This is a genomic window from Psychrobacter sp. ER1 (assembly GCF_048631835.1).
In the GTDB taxonomy this organism is placed as follows: domain Bacteria; phylum Pseudomonadota; class Gammaproteobacteria; order Pseudomonadales; family Moraxellaceae; genus Psychrobacter.
On the sequence record NZ_CP184640.1, the window covers coordinates 2,562,894 to 2,580,608 of the forward strand.

At 41.9% G+C, this 17,715-nt stretch carries 9 protein-coding genes and 6 pseudogenes; 2 read left to right on the forward strand and 13 right to left on the reverse strand.

The window, feature by feature from the left end; genetic code table 11:
- Window positions 1-84: 84 nt before the first annotated feature.
- The 10 genes and pseudogenes from ACOBWA_RS11900 to ACOBWA_RS11945 form a co-directional block, all read right to left on the reverse strand.
- Window positions 85-378 (reverse strand): annotated as a pseudogene (locus ACOBWA_RS11900) (response regulator); the annotation flags it as partial.
- Between the two features lie 38 nt (window positions 379-416).
- On the reverse strand, window positions 417-1,886 hold the full coding sequence (locus ACOBWA_RS11905) for a GAF domain-containing sensor histidine kinase (protein ID WP_420229475.1): 1,470 nt from the start codon (window positions 1,884-1,886) through the stop codon (window positions 417-419).
- Window positions 1,887-1,916: 30 nt separating this feature from the next.
- A complete protein-coding gene (locus ACOBWA_RS11910; RefSeq protein ID WP_420229476.1) occupies window positions 1,917-2,777 on the reverse strand; it encodes a tRNA threonylcarbamoyladenosine dehydratase in 861 nt (286 codons plus the stop codon).
- A 100-nt stretch (window positions 2,778-2,877) separates the two neighbouring features.
- Window positions 2,878-3,770 (reverse strand): annotated as a pseudogene (locus tag ACOBWA_RS11915) (TatD family hydrolase).
- 199 nt (window positions 3,771-3,969) lie between these two features.
- Complete coding sequence (locus ACOBWA_RS11920; protein WP_420229477.1) at window positions 3,970-4,146, reverse strand: hypothetical protein; 177 nt, start codon at window positions 4,144-4,146, stop codon at window positions 3,970-3,972.
- 204 nt (window positions 4,147-4,350) lie between these two features.
- Window positions 4,351-6,598 (reverse strand): annotated as a pseudogene (gspD, locus tag ACOBWA_RS11925) (type II secretion system secretin GspD).
- A gap of 77 nt (window positions 6,599-6,675) precedes the next feature.
- The gene (locus ACOBWA_RS11930) at window positions 6,676-7,581 is read right to left on the reverse strand and encodes a type II secretion system protein N (protein ID WP_420229478.1); all 906 of its coding nucleotides are present in this window, start codon (window positions 7,579-7,581) and stop codon (window positions 6,676-6,678) included.
- Complete coding sequence (locus tag ACOBWA_RS11935; protein ID WP_420229479.1) at window positions 7,582-7,773, reverse strand: hypothetical protein; 192 nt, start codon at window positions 7,771-7,773, stop codon at window positions 7,582-7,584.
- A 40-nt stretch (window positions 7,774-7,813) separates the two neighbouring features.
- The gene (gene gspN, locus ACOBWA_RS11940) at window positions 7,814-8,407 is read right to left on the reverse strand and encodes a type II secretion system protein N (RefSeq protein ID WP_420229480.1); all 594 of its coding nucleotides are present in this window, start codon (window positions 8,405-8,407) and stop codon (window positions 7,814-7,816) included.
- A 228-nt stretch (window positions 8,408-8,635) separates the two neighbouring features.
- Entirely contained in the window at window positions 8,636-8,959 is a 324-nt protein-coding gene (locus tag ACOBWA_RS11945; protein ID WP_101204384.1) for an H-NS family nucleoid-associated regulatory protein, read from the reverse strand.
- Window positions 8,960-9,501: 542 nt separating this feature from the next.
- Here ACOBWA_RS11945 and ACOBWA_RS11950 point away from each other — a divergent pair.
- Window positions 9,502-10,283, forward strand: a pseudogene (locus ACOBWA_RS11950) (IS630 family transposase).
- A gap of 610 nt (window positions 10,284-10,893) precedes the next feature.
- Here ACOBWA_RS11950 and ssb read toward each other — a convergent pair.
- The 3 genes and pseudogenes from ssb to ACOBWA_RS11965 form a co-directional block, all read right to left on the reverse strand.
- Window positions 10,894-11,517, reverse strand: coding sequence for a single-stranded DNA-binding protein (gene ssb, locus ACOBWA_RS11955; RefSeq protein WP_101204383.1), 624 nt, complete (start codon window positions 11,515-11,517; stop codon window positions 10,894-10,896).
- Window positions 11,518-11,853: 336 nt separating this feature from the next.
- The gene (locus ACOBWA_RS11960) at window positions 11,854-12,240 is read right to left on the reverse strand and encodes a DUF3833 family protein (protein ID WP_420229481.1); all 387 of its coding nucleotides are present in this window, start codon (window positions 12,238-12,240) and stop codon (window positions 11,854-11,856) included.
- Between the two features lie 331 nt (window positions 12,241-12,571).
- Window positions 12,572-13,935 (reverse strand): annotated as a pseudogene (locus tag ACOBWA_RS11965) (MFS transporter).
- A 727-nt stretch (window positions 13,936-14,662) separates the two neighbouring features.
- On the opposite strand from ACOBWA_RS11965, the pseudogene uvrA reads away from it, so the two are divergent.
- Window positions 14,663-17,567: pseudogene (uvrA, locus tag ACOBWA_RS11970) on the forward strand (excinuclease ABC subunit UvrA).
- Window positions 17,568-17,715: the final 148 nt, after the last annotated feature.

Sequence of the window (17,715 nt, forward strand, 5' to 3'; positions counted from 1 at the left end):
ATAGGCGGTTAAGCTTTTTTATATTTACCGATCATAGTTACATTAAAATGCTAATCAATGGCGCCAATACTAATATTTAGTAAGTTACTCTTCTTCCAATGATTGCTTTTGTATCAGCCAATACTGTACTAAGGCATTCAACTGCTCTTGCTTAAAAGGTTTGGTGCAATAATCCTGCATACCAACTTTCAGATATTTCTCACGCTCGCCGTCCATTGCATTGGCAGTCAAGGCAATAATGGGCGGCAATACTTGAGAATCATATAATTCATGCAGCTTAATAGTAGCCTGTACCCCATCCAAAATCGGCATGTGATGATCCATTAATATCACATCATAACGCTCAGGGAATAAAGCAAAAGCCTCAATTGCTTGCTGACCATCAGTAACATGAGTGACGGTATGACCACTGTTGGTTAGTGCTTTTTGGCAATAATCGCATTGACAGTATCATCTTCAACCAACAAGATATGCCCAGACCGCTCATGCGTAGGTTCAATTATGGTCGTATCGTTAGAGTCTTGCCATGTCTCATACTTGTCTTCATCAATAGTAGTTAACGGTAATAAAACACTAAATGTCGTACCGACTCCTACTTCACTATTTACATGAATGTAACCACCCATCAAATCGACTAGAGACTTACAAACAGACAGTCCAAGTCCAGTACCACCATAAATACGATGAGTAAATTTATTCGCTTGGTCATAAGCGTCAAATATCGCCTCTAACGACTCTTCTTTGATACCAACACCCGTATCTTTCACTTCTATACACAAAGTTATATTCTGACCAGTTTCATCGCATTCTATTTTGCTTGCTTCTTTTTCTTGACTCGTACTCACGAATTTTTCGTTAATGTTATTTGGACAGTAGCAATTGTCCATATGTTTAACATCGATACTTACTTGACCACCTTCACGCGTGAATTTAATCGCGTTATTGACCAAGTTTGCGATAATCTGCTTTAGACGTACAGGATCGCCGTTTACATAAGGTGATAGCGTTTCAGTATAATTATAATCTAAGGTCAGGCCTCTTTGACGTGCCTTTATTGCAAATAAACTGACGACCTCATTACATAAGCTAGATAAATTCAATGGAATAGAATCAATCGTCATTTTTCCAGACTCAACTTTTGATAAGTCCAAAATACCATTAATGATGACCATCAAATGCTCGTTAGAAACTTTTATATTATCAACGTATTCTCGCTGTTCATTACTGAGCTGGGTATCGCCTAACATCTCTACCATACCGATAATACCGTTCATCGGTGTGCGAATTTCATGACTCATATTAGCCAAAAAGCTCGATTTCATTTCATTAGCACGCTTAGCATCACGCTGCTTATCCTGTAATTGCAAAGCATCAGCTGCCATTTTGGCAAACTCTGCCAAGATCTCTGACTGTTGTTCATTAAAACTATGATTAGGCTTTGTATCCATAAGGCATAAAGTACCTAGACGATACCTTTTATTGTCTTCATATAAGATAATAGGAGCACCAACATAAAATCGTAAATATGGAGAACCTGAGACCATGGGATTCTGGCTAAAGCGATCGTCGTTCCAAGTATCTGGCACTATAAAAACGTCATCGGACAATATCGTATAGTTACAAAAAGCAATGTCACGTGATGTCGTGCATACACTTTCAGGTTCACTATCAAATTTACAAGCTGGTTTTAAATACTGTGTTTCCTCGTCCATGAAAGTAATGGTGACTACAGGCACATCAAAGAACAGTTTTGCAAGTGCAACTAGTCGATCGAACGCAGGCTCATCATCTTCGTTGAGTACCTGGTACTTCTTTAGCTTGTTGACACGTTCTAATTCATCTACCGCGACAGGGTAGCTCTGCTTGGACGAGTTAGATATAGACAAGGTAAACTCCATTAAATAATATCAGACACATTAGTTACGACTCGTCTGTCTTATTAATAATTGTAATGCTTCACTCACCATAATCATCGCCACCACTGACGTAACGACCACTGCTGAGCCATAACCACCGCACTGTAAACCGCCTGTTTGACAGCTTTTATCTACAATCGGTGGCTCTGTCGAATAGACACATTTGATACCAAATTTTTCTTTTAAAGCACTATTAATGCCTTTTTCGTGGCGTAACTTGTTGCGTAACTTTGCAAGTAGTGGGTCTTGATAACAGTCACGCAAATCACTTACTCTAATCTGACTTGGATCTATCTTACCACCTGCACCGCCCGCACAGACCAACTTTAGTTTATTAAAACGACAGTGTAAAGCGATTGCTAATTTAGCATTCATATCGTCTACACAGTCTAAAATAACAATCGGTTTACCCTGAGCATTGGCAAATTTGACTGCTTCACGACTTGGTAAGAGTGTGGCGACATTATCTACTGTCAAAAAGTCATCGACTAAATTTAACGTTACTGTGGGATTAATTTCTCTAATACGAGTTGCCATTGCTTCAATTTTACTTTGACCAAATGTGCTGTCCAATGCAGGCAGTTGGCGGTTGACATTAGACGCAACTAATACATCCAAATCAATCAGCGTAATCGTTCCCACTGCTGTCCGAGCCAGCGCCTCTGCTGCCCAAGAGCCCACTCCTCCTACACCAATAATGTAGACATGAGCTGCCGAAAAAGTATCAACCGCTGAGGTACCATAGAGTGTCCGTGTACCTTGAAAACGACGATCGTACTGCTCATCTTGTTGGCGCGATTCGTCTTGTGCAAGACTGTCTTCGACGGATTCTGGTTGTTCAAATTGTCGCGTGTCACTCATAACAGATCAAATTCTCTTTTCAAATATTTTGGTTGTCATTTATTTGGCTAGTACTTTTTAGCTTCTAATTACAACGATGCTTTTCTTATAAGTAGCACAATTACACTGAATAAGCCCAGTCTACTTTCAGAGCATCACAGCTATTTTGCCACAATTGCTTAGCAAGTTTATCATGTGGTATCTCTAATAGCTCACTCAAGCCTGTTAATACCCATGGCAGATTGGCTGGTACATTCCTATTATGTGAATCAATATCATCCGTTGTCTGACACATAATAGGTGTAATATCTGGACAATCCGTTTCAACAACCAAGCATTCGATGCCATGACTTTCAACTGCTACTTGAATAGCACGGCGCAGTTTTTTGGCATTCGGATTGGTAATTTGACCCGTAACACCAAGCTTAAACCCCAATTTTACAAAAGCCTTTGCCTCTTGTTCACCACCGCTAAAACTGTGGGCAATACCGCCTAATTTATGCGCATCGTATTTATGCGCTTTTAATATTGCAAGTGCTTCGGCATGCGCCTTACGAATATGCAGCATCACTGGCAGTCGATGGGCCACTGCTATATCCAACTGCGCCGCAAAGAACCTTTTTGTTTAGCAAATACATCAGGCTGCTTCATTGCATCGGTAAAGGTGTCTAATCCAATCTCACCAATAGCTAATGGACGACGCTCTATCACCATTTGCTCAAGTTGTGTTAAATGGTCGTCGGTATGCTGCTTAATATAAAAAGGATGTAAACCTAGCGCGATATGGGCTGCAACATCGCACTTATTTTTACTATTCACCTCTGTCACAGACGATTGCGACAGTTCATTGATGGAGTCTTGAGTATCGTACATTCGATCAAAATACTGGTATAAATAACCTACTAGCACTAAGTGACAGACACCTTGACTATAAGCCTGCTCTACCTGCTGCCTTCGGTCAGTATCGAATACAGGAGCGTCAAAATGTGTATGCGTATCTATAAGAGGATAGATATTTTTAAAGCTTCTCTAGCGTATATTCTCTCAGCCATAGTCGCTGATTTGTTGCCACACATTAATAAACTCCAAAACTGACTTTTCAGAACATAGAATTGAGTAATAAACACTGAACAATTTTTTCTATATTAGTATTTTTATATAAGAATATTGCTATAGACGCATTACTGAGCTTTTATTTTCTAATTACTAACTTCTATTTTTTAGCTGCATTCTCACGAGCATCATTGATATCATTACCTTTAGATACGGTCTCATGGTTGTTTACTGTCTTCGTATTGTCCTTTCGACTACTGCGTCTAGGGATGAGCAATAGCGCAGTTGCAGCCACACTCAGTAAAAACCACTTTTTTGTATTCTTATAATTTGTCATCTTAGCTTCTGTTTTACTATGGTGGAAAACATAATACGTAACTCATTATTTTATTAGTAACTAATATACTCAAATATAAAAGCGGCTATGTTTATCTGTGTTATGAATACGCAAGCTAATGTACGATGTAACTAGTATCTATCACATCGTACATTAATTTATGTCAGTTGAATCATATTAACCGTTATATATAAGGCTATTATTTTAACGATTGAGAGGATAGGTCGTGATACCGCTATTAGGACTATCTACTCTCGTAAAACCTTGCGAAGTAGATTTTGGCGCTTGATCACGTTTAGGGATAAGAGGATTAAGCGGCATAAGCTCGTAATCTGCACTGACATTACCATTCCAACCTTCAGTGCCGCTCAATGGTAATTGCTTAATCGTACCGTTTTTATCAATGACCAGCTGCAACACTCGCATTTGATTAAATTTGCGTTCAGTCACACTTCGCTACCGCGCCGCCATCACGTAAAATAGTCGGCTGTAAAAAGATGATCAAATTGCTCTTTTGGGTGCTGTCATTGTCAGAACGAAAGAGTCTACCGATAACAGGAACATTGCCCAAACCAGGAACTTTCTGTTGACGTGTGGTGGTGTTGTCACGCATCAGGCCGCCCAAGGCAATCGTCTGCTGATCATCCGCTAGAATGGTCGTATTAATAAGGCTTTTATTGGTAATTAGCCCACTGGCATTACCCGTACTACCTGGTACCACTGACGAGACTTCTTGCGACACCTCTAATCGTACTGTGCCGTTGTCACCAATGTGGGGAATGACATTCAGATTAATACCAATGTCTTGACGATCAATTGTCTGAAATGGGTTGTTTGAATTATTGCCACTAGTGGTAAAAGAACCCGTGACAAAAGGTATGTTTTGACCAACTAAGATACTGGCTTTTTCATTATCCAGCGTCAAAATCGATGGCATGGATAGCAAGTTGGCACTGGTAGATGAGTCAAGCGCCTGTAAAATAGCGCCATAAAACTCTGTATTGCCCTGACTGTCTTTGCGACTGTCTCCAATGCCTATCAATGCACCTGCGATAGAGCTGGCAGCAGCGCTAATACCTGCCGTACTTGTCCCTGCTAAAGCGGCAGCCGCAAGCGTCGTTGCGCTGGCTCCCACATTGTTAAAGTTGACCACTCCATACCCACTATTAGCGTTACCTAGCGCCCACTGAACACCTAGCTGGGTAGCATCATCGCCTGACACTTCAACGATAGCCGCTTGAATTAATACTTGTGCGCGGCGACTGTCTAATTGGTTGACCGCATCTTCAATCTCAAACATTAGCTCAGGTGCGGCGTTGACGATAACGGCATTTTGAGTCTCATCAGCGATAATACTAAACGGACGACCGCCCACTCCTGTGCTTGTTCCACTTGTGCTGCTAGTCGGCACAGCGGCCGCACTGCTACTACCAAGGTTATCGCTGGCTGCATTATTAATTACGGCGCCTGTACTACTTGCATCATTTAGCGAAGCTGATTCTAATGTCGAGGTCGCGCCAGCACTGTTGATAGATTGATTAGCAAGTAAACCGCGTAACATATCGGCGATATGACCAGCACTAGCATACTTTAAACGAAAGACACGTAAACCACTTAAACGTCTGGTCGGCGTAGTATCCAATTGATTGACCATTTCTTGGACTTTAGCAATCATTTCAGGACTGCCTTTGACCAGCAGTCTATCGCTTGACGTATCAGCAATCACCTTTAGCTGATTGTTGCCACCTTGTGCTTGTCCACTACCCGCACTTGAGACTAAGGCGCTAATCAACTCCATCATACGTTCGGCATCGACATGGCGTAGTGGTATCACTTGCAAACTGTCATTTACATTACTGTCTAAATCACGGATAAGGGCTGTCAGTTGGTTAAGGCTGTCTGCTCGATCGGACAATACTAGCGCATTGACACCAGGTACAGCGGCCGCGTGAGCCGACTGCGGCATCAATGGGCGAATAACACCTAATACTTCTGCAGCTTGGGTGTTGGTCAAATAAATAACTCGAGTAGCGAGCGACTCGCCCACACTATCACCGCGTAAATCAACCGCCACGCCAGATTGCTTAGCAATATTATCTGGCACCAGTTTTGTCGTCGTTCCTGACTCAATCGCGGCGATACCATTCACTTGCATCACGCTTAGAAATAACTGATAAATCTCATCACGGGACAAGGCTTTATTGGAGATGACCGTGACATTACCATTGATACGTGGATCAAGTACAAAGTTTTGATCTGTGATGGTCGCGACCTCATTGATAAAAGCTTTGATATCAGCGTCTTGCAAATTGACTTTCCAGCTCTCAGCATTGGCAAGACCAATACCAGCAGCCCATAATGGCACTGCTAGACAAAGTGGACGACACAGGCGCATCAAACGCTGCAGGCTACAGTACAAAAGCGTGGCTGAAAAATTCTGAAAACTTACCATATTGATGATTACCTACAGTGATATTGCTTACTATGTGCTGATTTTTTAAGGAGCAATTTTGCTAAAAACCTACCTTGCTAGAACTGCTGGCGAATCGTAATAACTTGCTCACCACGTTGAACCTCTATCTGCGCTTCACCTGCTTGCTGTACTTGCTGAAGTACACCAGCATCTTGCGCTGGGTTATTACCCACGCTCTGTCCGTTGACGGTCAGTACCTTATCGCCTGGCTCAAGCCCTAAACGATTACGTAGGCCAGCAGGCATCGCCGCTGTGACTTGGTAACTTTCACCTGATGCCATCACCCCCATCCTACTTAGATAACTGGCAGGGTTTTCTTGCAAGGCCGTAACCGCTTCTTCGATAGCCGACTGTGGACTTTTTGAAGTGTCTGCGCCAGTTGTCCCTTCTGCCTCAGGAACAGCGTTTTGTACTGGCTGGGGCGCTGTAGGCAACATGCTATTATTTGGCAAACGCTGATTACTTATTCCGCTTGCTAGCATATCACTTTGGTCTAATGGCATCGCCTCTGGCATTTTGATAACGGTTTCTTTATCGTTAGCATCAGCGATAATGACTGAATTCCAATCAACAGCCACGAGCGTATAATCGCTGTCTTTTAGCCCATCACCGATGCGGTAATTTTTGACTTCGCCATTGACATTTAATAAGGCGGAAGACATGCTCTCAGGTATGGCTAGTAGTACGCCTTTTAGCTCAATGTTGGGAGGTGGTTGCACGGCTGCGGTAATAGGATCGGGATCAGCAAATATTGCAAATAAGCCACTATAATCGTTGGTGGATTTGGCACTATTCTGTAGAGGTGCTAAAGGTAATGCAGGTGCTAAAGGCGCTGCTAATAATAACCATAAAAGACGGGCGGCTGTCCAGCATAGCCAAGCAATGGCTAACAACAATAGCCAACCTGAAAAGCGATTGAGGGTATTGATAACAGGTTTTAGGCTTGCGGCGATATTAAACATTTAGTTCGCCCCCAAACCAGCTAACAATGGCTGGCGCACACTGACAACTGGCGTATCTTGAGCGGCTTGTCCTTTATACTCAGGCATGTTCTCTAGCAAGCGCTGCGTCAAACTGACATCGAGCATATTATCGCTGTCGAGATACAGATCACCCAAACGCTTATCTTGATTGTTCAATAAATTGATATGCAACAAATCTCTATTGTTTTTTGCTCTGTACTAAGCTCGGCTCTTAGAGCAGGCATCGTAATATAAAAACTTTGCCACCACTAGGATAGCCTACTTCACCACCAACCCAAGTCAATTGGCCATCCGCTGCACTAAATCCGCCCGCGTCTTTAGCAGGATCACTACTAGATGTGTCACTTTTATCAGACTGACGCGTTAGCGATACATTGTTTACTTGAATAGGGGTATTTGGCAGCTGCCAGTTGACCACACTCGCTAGCGTCTCAGGTGCAATTTTTCCACTCATGTCATCAACTTGCCATGAGTTTAACCCAAGTTTAACTTGCCCATTCAGACGTGTCTGTGCTGAGTGGATATTAACATCCGCACCTAGCTTACCTATGAGTAGCTGCCAAGGCTGCCATGACCATTCTGCCATACCTGTAAGCGACGTCGATGACATAGGCAATTGCCAAATGGCAGCACCTTGCCATACGTTGCCAGATACATGCTGGACATAAGGCGTATCTGGCGCGTATTTCTCAAGTAACCATGCTGCTGGCATTTGCAAAACAGAAAATAGCGCAAACAACACAAACCCCACTAGCCACCAGAGCTTACGGGGACGTTTATGAGAAAACTCAGATACTTGGGCCACAGTCGTACAACTCTTATATAAGACAAAAACGTCATTATCATAACAAACAATGGCATATAGATGACAGAAAAAAGCCAGTATCTTTTTGCCAAAATACTGGCAGTAAAGATACTGGCTTTTATTTTCTGAAAAACAGCTATATCTATCGCTAAATAGTTGTAATTACACCATTATAAATAGTAACTTCAAACTGGTTCAAAGAAAGTAACTTTATAAGAAAACAGCTAATTAAATAGCAAAATCTTCGATATCACGACCTGCTGCTAGCGCTTCAACCAACCATGTTGGCTTACGGCCACGGCCAGTCCAAGTTTCACTATGATCATCGGTATTGCGATATTTAATACTGCGTTTTTTCTCTAACTTTTCACCAGCTTTCAGTATCTCTTCGATCGTTGCATTGCTATCTTCAGCAATTTGCTCGAACTGCATATAGGCATCATACAAACGTTGATGTTGTTTTTTGGCGATAAGTTGTTGAGCGTTTTCAGTTATAGCACGTAACTCATCTACGTTCAAATTTTCTAAATCAATTGCGTTATTTTTGCTCATAATAAATCCAACTATAAAATAAGAGTGTGGCCTCTATTGAGGTATTGTTTTTCGTGAAATAATGCAGTGAACAAATCGTTCATTGGCCATTAATTCTATTTATAAAATATAATTAACTCTAAAGAGTATTTAATTTCTAATAACAGCCCAAACAATCCATTATAAATAGAAAATATATAGCGATAGATGCTCATTGTATCCATTTTAAATAAAATTAGTTTTGGATAAATCTAAACACACAAGTCATCATTCTTTATATATTGCTATTATAGCTTTGAAAATATTTTCTAATAATAAAACAAAATTCTAGTACTTTGACTACTGCTAGAATCTCACAATAATATTTCGACAAAAATCTATTGTTAAAATAATAGAGTAGTAAGTCAATGCACTATACTCTCAAATACTGCTAATTTTAGAGATATAGTCAGTCCAAAATAGAAAAGGTACAATGCTTTTAAACCAAGCAAAGAGAAATATAAAAGATGACCTACTCAGCAGATTTTCGAGCACAAGTTATCAAAAACATTGAGCAAAAAGACATGAGCATCCGTCAGGCCTGTATTTTTTATAATATCAGCAAGAGTACACTACAGCGCTGGCTTATAGACCCAAGCATCCAAACGACCAGAGTCAAAACGCCAAGCAGTATACCCAATGAAGCTCTTCTACAAGACGTTAATCAATACCCAGATGACTATCTATATGAGCGAGCTCGTCGTTTAAACTGTAGTAAATCAGGTATTGGCTATGCCTTAAAAAGATTAAATATCAGCCAAAAAAAGACCTTAGCACATCCAAAAGCGTGTTCAATAAAAAGAGCGGTATATAAGAATAAGCTTGATCATTTTAAGCAGCAAGGCTATCCCGTTGTCTATATGGATGAGAGTGGCTTTGAGGCTGAAACTATTCGTCCTTATGGCTACGCACCGATAGGTAAACCTTGTATTGATAGCTATAATTGGCAAGCTAAAAAACGTACCAATGTCATCGGTGCTCTGTATGAAAAGATGCTTTTGCGCTTGATTACTTTGAGAAAAACATCAATGGCGATATATTCTATGACTGGTGCAAATATACGCTCATTCCAAGCCTTAAAACTAAATGCGTAATCGTCATGGATAATGCCAGCTTTCATAAACGAGTGAAAAGTCTTCTGAATAGGCATGGTCACAGGCTTTTATTTCTACCATCCTATAGTCCTGACTTAAATCCTATTGAAAAGAAATGGGCACAAGCTAAGTTTCTACGACAAGGTTGGATGGAGAATAATCTACCTAAACTATTTCATAATATGGGTTGTACTTCTTTTATTTTGGATTGACTATAGTTCTGCATCAGCTCTGTAACTTACTATGTCGTTGCTATGCTGCTTTCTGAAGAAGTTAACATTTAATATAAAAATCTATTATCTAAATAGCTTTCGATTTATTAATAAGAAACAAGTAAAACTTTGACTATTATCATCGAAATTTATTTTATTTAGAGACGATCAATATATTAACTATATGCCATATAAAGTTAGTATAGCAATTTTTAAAACCAAACGTCACTAATCATAATTATTTTTTGGTATAAACGGTCAATATAGAGTATAGAAGGTAGTAGGCATACTAGCTAATGTGAAAACCAATAGTATTAAACCAATACCAAATAAACTTAAGTTTAATGATTTAGGTATTAAGAGCATATTAAATAAATTAAAAATTCTTTAATAAAAAATTAGTTTAGCTACGTTAAAAAGTATTAACTGAATTATATTTTGGATATAGTTAACCCTCTATAAAAGAGCCACAGTGTTAACCTCGTTTGAACTATCACAGTTACATCTGCACTCAGTTGCCTTGTATCTCTTTTAAATTGAATCAACTATAGCAAGCATTAAAAAAGCCCTACAGTTGCAGGGCTTTTTGAACATTTATTTATTGTATAAGTTAGAACGGAATATCATCATCTACAGGGCCGTCTGGCATTGCTGTAGGCTTAGATTGTGCAGGTTTCTGTGCTGGCTGATTGAATTGATTTTGCTGAGCAGGCGCCTGATTGTTAAAGCTATTCTGCCCACCTTGAGCCGCTGGTTGATTGTAGCCGCCTTGATGTGCCATCTGATTATTTGCTTGCTGACCAAAGTTATTCTGGTTGTTTTGACCACCTTGATTATTATAGCCGCCACTTTGACCTTGGTTTTGACCACCAAAGCTATCTCCACCTTGACCACCGCCAGTTTGACCATCGAGCATCTGCATTTGTTCAGCACGAATCTCAGTAATATAACGGTCTTGACCACTTTGGTCTTGGTATTTACGTGTACGCAAACTACCTTCGATATAAACCTTGCTGCCTTTACGCAGGTATTGCGCTGCGATTTCACCTAGACGGTTAAAAAGTGCGATACGATGCCACTCTGTCGCTTCTCTTTTTTCGCCGCTTTGTTTGTCTGTCCACTGCTCTGATGTCGCAACCGAGATATTGGTCACGCTACCGCCATTGCTAAATTGGCGTGCCTCAGGATCTGCTCCGAGGTTACCGATGATGATAACTTTATTGACTCCGCGCATGATACCGTCCTTTTACTTATGAATAATTTAATAAACTGTTTTAATCGTTATTTGATAGCATCATTTGATACTATCAATTGTATAATTTTACTTTAACCAATTTTTATCGAAATATCTATAGGCTACCTATGGTGCACGTCAGTCTATGTCGCTTAGATACTCTATCTAGGTATGCTAGTCGATATTGTAGAGTCCAATAAATAACAGGTGATAGATAAATATGCTGCTATTTTGCCATTTTAAGACGCTGAAGAACACCGTCTACCTTTATCGATATTGCATAGCACCTAACTTATTATCAAATGATTTAGAGATTTCTAGTTAGCATCGGAAGGCTTACGATGCATACTTAACGTCTACGCTACCCAGCTCTACGCCAAATTTTTTCATCACTGAGCGATTGAGCATGACATCCTTATTGATAAGATACATCCAATCATCGAACGTTACTTTATAGGTTTTGTCCTCGACAGGTAACTCTAATAAGTAATTCCAGTGCAACGTGTTGCCAACCACTTGCCCTGTTGCCTCGCCAATAACATCACCTGCCACACCTTTCCAGCTGCCATCTGTCTGCTCAGTCAGACGCCATATACGCTGCGATTTCGTGCCATCTGCCCACGAGAACTTCTCGTTTAGGACAATGACATCATCTCCCTCATGGGTTGCATCAATATCAACATAAAAGCGCTTTTTTACTTCGCCATTTCGACCTTGGAACATACCCCAACCATCGATTTGCCCCGAAAAAACTCATGCATGTCGAGCGTTGGTGTGGTGTTCTGATAGGCCTGAATATTTTGTGTAGCGCAACCAGAGGTCAGCAGCATGGCTGATAGACCAATACCTATTGTTAGCTTGGATATTGAGCGATGCGCCTTCTTTTACCCTCAATGACATTACCAGACAACATAAATTTACTCATATTAATTCCTTTTAAATAGAGATAAATAGTTAGTTTCTATTGATTGATATTGGTGGTTTATAAGATTGCTGTCTGTACAATTTGTGCTATTTGTCTTTATTTCTATATAAAAACATAAGCCTAAAGTTGTTATATATCTAGCGGACTCTGCGCCAAACTCGATAGCTGCTGACGTGAATCATCCGTCAACTGTGTCTTATCTAATTTTAAATAGGCGACTTGCTCTTTTGCCATTACGACCAGCTCATCAACACCATCTACTGCCAACATCTGCCGTGACCAATCTTGAATATTGATGTCTTTAGGAATAGTAACTGTCGTGCTCGATAGATAAGGAGGCTGAGAAATGGGAATAATGATAAGTAGTGCGGCACCCATAATAATAGCCAGCATGCCCCACGCCAACAAATTAGGCTGACTTAATAACAGACCACCCATTGCCCCGCCTACAAATGCACCAAAGAATTGACTAGAGGAGTTAAGACCCATCGCGGTCGCTTTATTGGCGACTGGTGCACGCTTAGATATCCACGAAGGAATCGTTGCCTCAAGTAGATTAAAGCCCATAAAGTACAGCAGCAAACCAAATATAATACCAACACCGACCTGACTACCAAGCGCGAGTATTGCTAAAGCGGCGGTCATTAATGCAATCGCACCCAAAAAAACCTGACGCATTTTGCGTTTCTTTTCAGCGATTATGATAAACGGTATCGCGATGGCGAAGCCAATAAACAATAGTGGCAAATACACCATGCCTTGCTGACGTACTGACAAGCCAAGTACGTCACTGAGCTGGTGCGGCAATATCACAAATATCGCCGTCATCGTCAGATGTAGCGCAAAGATACCAATATGTAAACGGTTAAGATCGCCAATCTTAAGGACAGTGGCCAACTGTTGACCGATGGTTTTGTTATCTAGATTGTGCTTGAGCACGCGCATAGGCGTCGGTACTACCACCAATAGCAGCATCGCCAAAATAGCAAACCCTGATGTTAGCCAAAACAGCCCAGAGATACCGAGCGAGCCGACTAATAATGGACCAAAAGCAAAGGCGAGCATAATAGAGGTCGCAATCGTCAGACCCATCGTGGCCATCGCTTTGGTACGCATTTCCTCACGAGTCACATCTGCCAATAGTGCCATAAGCACAGCAGAGACCGCGCCACTACCTGCCAGCGCCCGACCAATAATCACTTCGTAAATATCAGTCGCATTTGCTGCAATCATGCCGCCGACAGCGAACAGTATCAATCCCAAAAGATAATAGGCTTACGCGGGAATTTATCAGCAGCCAAACTCATCGGTATCTGAAAGATGGCCTGCCCTAAGCCATAAATACCAACGGCCAAACCAATTAAAAACGGCGTCGCGTGTGCATAATTGTCACCATAAACAGAAAATACCGGCACAATCATAAACAAGCCAATCATACGTAAGGCAAAGATGCCACCGACTCCGAGGATTGCCCGTTTCTCTACGCTATTCATACTTGCCTCACTGGTTGATCATTGCTGGTTGCTCATTGCTATCTTTCACGACTAACACTGTGCCATACCATGATTTATCACTACTGGTTTATCAAGGCATTGGCCTATAAATCAAGCCCCCTAGTATAAGACATTCGCCGTTTGGTTGCCGAGACTTTTGTCTTACTGGTGCAGTAACGTATGCGCCCTTAACCCAAGCCATTCATATTACGAGATTATTTTGTTACCAAGTGCATCAGATGCACAGTGACACCTTGAATAATGCTGTCACCATGACAATAAAGTAAAACGTTGTCAGCACAATTAATGGCTCACTCACCATATCTACGTAACGACGAACGCTTCTATAAAATGACATTTTTGGTCAAAACCATAACAAACGATGCCTGTTACTTAACACTGATTTGATTTAGATTTGCTTAGTCCTATAAAAATCATCATAAGAACGACAAGCAACATAAAGCCAAATAACAATAGCAAATGAACAACTAGGCTGGCTTAACTTTTACCTTATCAATGTATGTACCTTTTATAACGACACTGTTCATAACGACATTATTTATAACGTTACCCTTTATAACAACGCTACTTATAACAACACTACTTATAACAACATCATAAATTTAGAATTATTCACGTTTTAACCAACCATTTTACTGATCTGTATTTACTTTTTGACTTGAGATATTTCCCAATCCCCTTTTAGCAAATAGGAAACCTGTAACCGATGGCACATGACCATATCGCAATACGCGGCGCACGTACTCATAATTTAAAAACATCGATTTAGACATTCCACGAGATAAATTCGTGGTAATCACTGGCCTATCTGGCTCTGGTAAATCTTCATTGGCATTTGACACTCTGTATGCCGAAGGGCAACGTCGTTATGTCGAGAGTTTATCCGCATACGCTCGTCAGTTCCTCTCGCAAATGGAGAAACCTGATGTCGATAGTATCGAGGGTCTATCCCCTGCGATTGCTATCGAGCAAAAATCAACCAACCATAACCCACGCTCGACCGTCGGTACGATTACCGAGATTTATGATTATCTGCGCCTGTTATATGCACGCATTGGTACGCCATATTGCCCTGAGCACGGTGAGCCAATGGTCGCGCAGTCGGTCACTGAGATGGTCGATCAGGTCATGGCCTTGCCAGATGACACCAAGATTATGATTTTGGCACCGGTGATTCGCGAGCGTAAAGGTGAACATACCGTCTTGCTTGAGCAGCTGATTGGGCAAGGCTTTGTCCGTGTACGCGTCGATGGTGATGTCTATGACACTGACGAGCTACCGACCCTGGATAAAAAGAAAAACATACCATCGAAGTGGTGGTCGATCGCTTTAAAGTCCGTGATGACTTGGGCAACCGTGTTGCTGAGAGCTTAGAGACGGCGTTACGTCTAGGCCAAGGGCTGGTCACGCTACACTTTATGGATGGTAATCCAAAAAGAAGGCGGTGACGAAAACCAAGTGATGTCAGCCAAGCACTCTTGCCCTGTCTGTGATCGCGCGGTGTCTGAGCTTGAGCCACGCATGTTCAGTTTTAACAATCCATATGGCGCGTGCCCAAGCTGTGATGGTCTCGGTAAACGTCAATATTTCGCCGCTGAAAAACTGATTACTCATCATGAGAAGTCACTTAACCAAGGCGCTATCAATGGTTGGGATAAGCGTCATGCGTACTATTTTGGTTTACTTAGTACCGTCTGTAAGCATTTTAAAATCGATATGGATGCGCCATGGCAAGATCTGTCAAAAGAGCAGCAAGACCTTATCATGCACGGCTCTGGTAAAGAAAAGCTGACCTTTAACTTTACCGATGAGCGCGGTCGTAAGACCAATAAAACCGTACCGTTTGAAGGTGTGCTTCCTTACCTAGAGCGTCGTTATGCTAAGACACAAAGTAACCTTGTCCGTGATGAGTTGGCTAAATATCTGGCTGATACCACTTGTAACGTTTGTGATGGTGCACGTCTGAATGAAATCTCACGCAATGTCCGTGTTGATGATCAGACCATTGCAGAAATCGTTAAGCTATCTATCGGTGATGCGGCTGACTATTATAAAACGCTGAAGATTGGCGGTCACAAAGGCGAAGTTGCCGAAAAAATCTTTAAAGAGATTAATGAGCGTCTAAACTTCCTTGTGAGCGTTGGGCTTGATTATTTGACCCTTGCTCGCTCTGCCGAAACACTATCGGGCGGTGAAGCACAGCGTATTCGTCTGGCTAGCCAAATAGGTGCTGGTCTGATGGGCGTCATGTATGTACTTGATGAGCCATCAATCGGTCTGCATCAACGTGACAACGATCGCCTGCTAAAAACCCTAACGCGCCTGCGTGATTTGGGCAATACCGTACTGGTCGTTGAACATGACGAAGACGCCATTCGCCAAGCAGATCACGTCATCGATATCGGTATCGGTGCCGGTGTGCACGGCGGTCATGTCATCGCTCAAGGTACGGTCGATGACATCATGGCAAACAAAGAATCGCTGACTGGACAATATATGTCTGGTAAGAAAAAATCGAGATTCCAACTGTGCGTCATAAAGCTAAAACCATCGATGTAGAAGTCAAAGGTAAGGCCAAAGCCAAAAAAGTCCCAATGACCATCGAGCTAAAAGGCGCGTCAGGTAACAACCTACATGATGTGGATTTGACCATTCCTGTTGGTATCATGACTTGTGTGACTGGTGTCTCAGGTTCGGGTAAATCAACGTTGATTAACCGTACGCTTATGCCATTGGCAGCGACTCAGTTAAACAATGCCTCAACGCTGATTGCCGATAAGTTTGAAAGCATTAGCGGTCTTGAGCATTTGGACAAAATGGTCGATATCGATCAAAGTCCAATCGGCCGTACGCCGCGCTCAAACCCAGCGACTTATACAGGCGTGTTTACCCCTGTGCGTGAGATGTTTGCCCAGACGCAAGAAGCGCGTGCCCGCGGTTATAAGCCTGGTCGCTTTAGTTTCAACGTAAAAGGCGGACGCTGTGAGATGTGCCAAGGTGATGGTCTCATTAAGGTTGAGATGCATTTCTTACCAGATATGTATGTGCCTTGTGATACCTGTGAAGGCAAACGCTACAACCGCGAGACACTAGAGATTCACTATAAAGGCAAAACGATTGCTGATGTGCTCGATATGACGGTTGAAGATGCCGTTGAGTTCTTCTCAGCGATACCAGCGATCTATCGTCGTCTGCAAGCATTGATGGATGTCGGTCTGAGTTACATTCGCTTGGGTCAGTCTGCGCCAACACTCTCGGGTGGTGAAGCGCAACGTGTCAAACTGGCGCGTGAGCTTGCCAAACGCGATACGGGACAGACGCTGTATATCTTGGATGAACCAACCACTGGTTTGCATTTCCATGATATCGATAAGCTGCTCAATATCCTGCATGCCCTACGCGATAAAGGTAATACCATCGTGGTCATCGAGCACAATTTGGATGTTATCAAGACGGCGGATTGGGTGATTGATCTTGGCCCTGAAGGCGGTAAAGGTGGTGGTATGATTATCGCTGAGGGTACGCCTGAGGAAGTGGCTGAAGTCAAAGAATCCTACACGGGTATATTCTTAAAGCCGATGCTTGAGCAAGGTATGAAAGAAGTCAGCTAATACCGTTAGTCATGATTGATAAAAGGTCACTCTTTATAGGGTGGCCTTTTTATTGGTTGGTATAAGGCAAAGCGCAAACTATAAGCTATGAATGAAAATTGATATATAAACTAAGACTTAAGTTACTTCACTACGTTACCTTTCTTAA